This is a genomic window from Gemmatimonas sp., assembly GCF_044376735.1.
Taxonomy (GTDB): Bacteria; Gemmatimonadota; Gemmatimonadetes; order Gemmatimonadales; family Gemmatimonadaceae; genus Gemmatimonas.
This window is the reverse complement of sequence record NZ_JBILKJ010000181.1, coordinates 1-4,849: the sequence shown is the minus strand read 5'-3', so window position 1 is coordinate 4,849 and position 4,849 is coordinate 1. Positions and strand designations below refer to the sequence as shown.

The 4,849-nt window shown below is 66.4% G+C and carries 4 protein-coding genes; 2 read left to right on the top strand and 2 right to left on the bottom strand.

What is annotated here, in order from left to right; all coding sequences use genetic code 11:
• On the bottom strand, positions 1 to 567 hold a 567-nt coding region (locus tag ACIRA7_RS14885; protein ID WP_396221632.1), incomplete at its 3' end, for a hypothetical protein.
• Positions 568 to 840: 273 nt separating this feature from the next.
• On the opposite strand from ACIRA7_RS14885, the gene ACIRA7_RS14880 reads away from it, so the two are divergent.
• The gene (locus ACIRA7_RS14880; protein ID WP_396221631.1) at positions 841 to 2,019 is read left to right on the top strand and encodes a hypothetical protein; all 1,179 of its coding nucleotides are present in this window, start codon (positions 841 to 843) and stop codon (positions 2,017 to 2,019) included.
• Complete coding sequence (locus tag ACIRA7_RS14875) at positions 2,016 to 3,965, top strand: DUF885 family protein (protein WP_396221630.1); 1,950 nt, start codon at positions 2,016 to 2,018, stop codon at positions 3,963 to 3,965. The genes ACIRA7_RS14880 and ACIRA7_RS14875 overlap by 4 nt, the downstream gene beginning before the upstream one ends.
• Here the strand turns inward: ACIRA7_RS14875 and ACIRA7_RS14870 are convergent.
• The coding region (locus ACIRA7_RS14870) for an alpha/beta hydrolase (protein ID WP_396221629.1) at positions 3,962 to 4,849 on the bottom strand (888 nt) is incomplete at its 5' end. The two genes, ACIRA7_RS14875 and ACIRA7_RS14870, sit on opposite strands and share 4 nt — an antisense overlap.

The window sequence follows — 4,849 nt, the reverse complement described above, 5'->3', positions numbered from 1 at the left end:
TACGACACACATTTGGAAGAACGTGAGTATCTCCTCACCGGCAGGATAGCGCTCTGGTTGCCAGCGCGACATCACGGTCATCACGATGCCCAGTAGGACCAGCTGGCCGGCCGTGATCCATCGCACCTGCTTTGCGGGGAGGGCGAAGATGGCATAGATCATGGCTACGCCAAACATGGACAACACCACCGCGCGCATCGGGCCGGCCATGGCGTAGCAGGCGATCACCGAGATGCCCGAATAGACAATCTGCGGCTGTGTCACGGTCGGGTCCTTCCACGTAAGGCTCCGGCCAAGGTGCAGGGCCACGTACGCGAAGAGGTTGACCGCAAAGGAGAGCGGCGCCCAGATCGCGACGGCCAGCGGGTCAGCGTGACCTAGCGCCGCGATGCCACTCATCAACACCACACCCGAGGCAATGGCCATCATCGAGAGGGTCAGCTGCCGCTTCCACATGCGGACACGCTGCTCGCCTCGCGCCCCGCGCTCCGGCTGGCGGGGGAGCGGCTCGGCGGGAGTGGCCTGCCGTAATTGATCCAGTGGTGAGACGTGATCCGTGACGAGCATGAACGAAAGTGCAGTAACGCCAAAGGAGACATGGACCGCGGCACCATCATCTCGATGGTCGCGGCGAACGTTCGACCACTCGCCCACAGACGATCCACCTCGACGAACGCAAAGTGCTGGTAGACTGGGCGCACAGGTGCCCCGCCTCGCGTGGTGTGGCGATGCATTCCGGCGATGATGGCCCGATGGGAAGCGTTGGAAACGATCGCGTCCGAGTAGGCATGCCCGGAGCGCGTGCTTGCCAACGGCGGCACTTGGCCGGAAGATTCCCGCATGCGTTCTCGTCCTTGTCGCCAGTTGGCATGGCTCGCGGCACTCGAGCTGGTGGCGGTGTCGTCGGCATTCGCGGTACAACCCCTGCACGCCCAGCGGCCTCCGAGCCGCTGGACGATCTCGTCGGCCGCCACCGTGCGGATCGGCACGGGCGATTCAGACACAACCGGGCTGCTCGCCTTCGTGACCGGCGCCACGCGACTCCCCTCAGGGTCCATCGTCGTCGCCGATCGCGGACCGTTCTCGCTCCTCGAGTTCGATGCGCGCGGTACCTTCGTGCGCCGCTTCGCGCGCCAGGGATCCGGGCCGGGCGAGATCGATTATCTGGCGTCGCTCTTTCGCTGCGGCAATCAGTACCTGTCAAACGATATCGGTAACGGCCCCCGTATCAATGTGTACGCGCTGGATGGCACCTTCGTGCGCGCCTTCCGCTTTCGTACGCCGCCCGGGGCCCCGGCCGTATACGACAGTGCATGCAATCCGCGCGGGCAGTTCGTGCATTTCGCCTTCGAGAGCGGCGGTGGGATTGGCGTGTACCGCAAGCCTGTGGCCTTCTGGTTGAGCGGAAGTGATTCCACGGTCACCGTGAAGCTCGGGGAATTTCCCGGTTCTGAGCGATGGGGCACGAAGACCGGGTCGAGACCACTGCCGCTCGGCAAGCAGCCGCGCGTCGCCATCGGGCGCGATCGCGTGTATATCGGCACGGCCGACCGCTACGAGATTCTGGTGTTCTCAACCACTGGAACGCTACTCCCGACGATTTCGCGAACGGCGGCACCGATACCCGTAACGCCGGCGGATATCGAGGCGGCGCTCGAGAGCGATGTGTCACAGTTCGGCGAGCGCAGCCGGAAGTCGACCACCGAGCAGTATGCGGCGATGACGTTGCCGAAGACACTCCCGCCCTATCGCGCGCTCAGGGTTGATGCCGCCGATATGCTCTGGGTGCAGGATTATCCGCGCGCCGGCAATGCCGTGGTGACATGGCGCGTGTTCGCGTCCGATGGTCGCCCCGTCGCCGAGGTGGTGCTCCCGGCCGCGCTGGACGTGTACGAGATTGGCCTCGACTATGTGCTGGGCCGCGCCGTCGACGAGGATGAAGGCGTCCCTGAAGTCCGACTGTTCGCGTTGCGCCGCACCCCGGCGAGCGCCTCCCCGACCCGCAGGAGTCCGTTGTGATTCGTTCGTCGCGTACCGCGCTGGCCGCTGCCGCATTGTTGGCGATTCCGCTCGTGCTCTCGGCGCAGCCGGGCGGCGTGAAGCCCACCACGCAGCAGAACTTTCCGGCCGATCCCGCCGCCAGCGTTCCCGCCTTGACCGCGCTGGTATCGACCCGCGCCAGCGAGATGGTCGATGTGATCTCGCGTTTCGCGTCCGATCAGCAGGTACTGCAACGACGCTATGACGCCCCCGATTCTCCGGCGCAGCGTTCGCGCACCCGCGCGTTCTACATTGCGTGGCGCAACCGGCTGGGTGAGCTCGCGTTCGACAAGCTGTCGCAGGAGGGTAAGGCCGACTACGCGCTGCTGGAGAATCATCTGCGCTATCAGCTCGAGCTGATGGATCGCGAGGAAGTGCAGCGCAAGGAAATGTTGCCGCTGCTTCCCTTCGCCGATCGCGTGCTCGCGCTGCAGGATGCCCGTCGCGACCTCAAGACGATCGATGCGCAGGCATCGGCCCGTACGCTGGCCGATGTCGCCAAGATGGTGGACAGCCTGCGCGCCCTGCTGGAGCCGGCGCCGGCGCGCCCGGCCGGTGACAGCGCCAATGGCACGCCGCGCGCCGCGCGTGTGCCCGCCCCCAAGGTGTCACGCACGGTTGGCAACCGGGCCGCCGATCAGCTCGACCAGATCCGCAACACGGTCGGTGTGTGGTACCGCTATTACAACGGCTACGATCCGCTGTTCTCGTGGTGGGTCACCAACCCGTATCAGAAGCTCGACGACGCGATGCGGCGGTACGCGACCACCATTCGCACACGCGTGGTCGGCATCCAGCCGGCGCCGGTCGTGGCGGCCGGCGGTGGCGGGCAGGGGGGGGCGGCCCAGGCTCCGCGCAACGCGGCGGCGGCCAATGAACCGATCATCGGCGATCCCATCGGCGCCGAAGGGCTCGCCGTCGATCTGCGTCACGCCATGATCCCGTACACCGCCGACGAACTGATTGCCATCGCCGAAAAGGAGTACGCCTTCAGTCTGGCCGAAGCGAAGAAGGCGGCGCGCGAGCTGGGGCTGGGCGACGACTGGAAGGCGGCGATGGAGAAGGTGAAGAACATGTACGTCGAGCCCGGCAAGCAGCCGGATCTCATTCGCGATCTCGCGAACGAAGCCGATGCGTTCTTCGCCAAGCACGACTGGGTCACCATTCCCGCGTTGGCGCGGGAAGACTGGCGCATGGAGATGATGGCCCCCGAGCGGCAGCGCGTGTCGCCGTTCTTCCTCGGCGGCGATCTCATCCTCGTGTCATATCCCACCGCGGACATGACCGACGAAGAGAAGCTGATGAGCATGCGCGGTAACAACCCGTTCTTCTCTCGCGCGACCGTGTTTCACGAACTCAACCCGGGTCATCACCTCCAGGGGTTCATGACGGCGCGCTACAACGCGCATCGCCGCCTGTTCTCCACGCCGTTCTGGAACGAAGGGCAGTCACTGTACTGGGAGATGTTCCTGTGGGATCATGACTTCCATGTCACGCCGGAAGATCGGCTTGGCGCCCTCGCGTGGCGCATGCATCGCAGCGCGCGCATCGTCTTCTCGCTCAGCTTCCACCTCGGCAAGATGACGCCGGAACAGGCCATCGAATACGTGGTGGACAAGGTGCCGTTCGAGCGCGCCAACGCGGAGGGTGAAGTGCGGCGCTCGTTCAACGGGTCGTACTCGCCGATCTATCAGGCGGCGTACATGCTGGGCGGACTGCAGCTGCGCGCGCTGTACAAGGAACTGGTGATATCGAAGAAGATGACCGACCGCCAGTTTCACGATGCCGTGCTGCAGGGTGGACCGATGCCGATTGCCATGGTCCGCGCGCGGCTGGCCAACGTGAAGCTCTCCCGTGATGGGGCGGCGCCGTGGCGCTTCGCCGACGATCTGCCGGCCCCACGCCCGTTCCCCGCGCCGCGCTAGCGGCGCGGGGCGCCGCCGATCGCGTCGCGGACCGGCAGCGGGATCGTCGGGGAGATTGGCGGCGGAAGCTCGGCGGCGGCAGAGAATTGGGCGGTCCAGCGCTCCACCGCTTTCCACGTGGCGGGGTCCTCCAGCACGTTCCCCGCCGATACCACGATCTCGCGCTCGTCCGTCGATCCGAGATCGGCCAGCCGCGATCGTGTGACCAGAAGGAGCGGCCCCGGGTACGCACGGACTCGGGCCACCGGTGCCGGCGGGAGCAGCGCCCGAACCGCCCCGTACCGCAGGGCGCGCACCACCAGCCCGTCGTGCAGCCGCAGTTTCTGATAGCCGATCGCGAGCCGGTCGAACGCGTGGATACCCAGCGCATCGAGCGCCGCGATGGCCCTCAGGCGACTGCGATGCCACTCCACCTGCGCGCTGTCGTCGGTTCCGGCCAGGATCAGTGAGTCCAGCGTGAGAATCGGATCGAGCAACAGCACACCCTGCACCTGCGAGCGGCTCGCGCTGTTCTCCGGCGAACCCATGTAGTCGATGCCGATGCCGCCGCCCTGCCGGACTCCGGCAAGCAGTATCGGTCCCGACGGATTGCGGCGCTTGATCCAGCGCACGATCGCACTGATGTCCTCGCGGTAGCGCTGTTGCCGATCCACGCGGCCGCGTGACCCCGATGACCCGCCATTGCCACGGAGATCGAACGCCAGCACGCTGAATCCGCTGCTGGCGAGGATCGCCTCCGCCGTGCTGGCCGCCATGCCGGCGTGCGTGCCGAGTCCATGCAGCACCAGCACCGTGCCCCGGGAGCTTGCCACATACAGCTCCCCGGCGAGTTCGATGCTGTCGGCCGTGGTGAAGGAGATGGTGGCGGTCTGTCGGCGCCCGGT

Excerpts from the sequence above, each read along its gene's own strand:
- ACIRA7_RS14880 (WP_396221631.1), top strand. The coding sequence starts at position 841 with ATGCGTTCTCGTCCTTGTCGCCAGTTGGCATGGCTCGCGGCACTCGAG.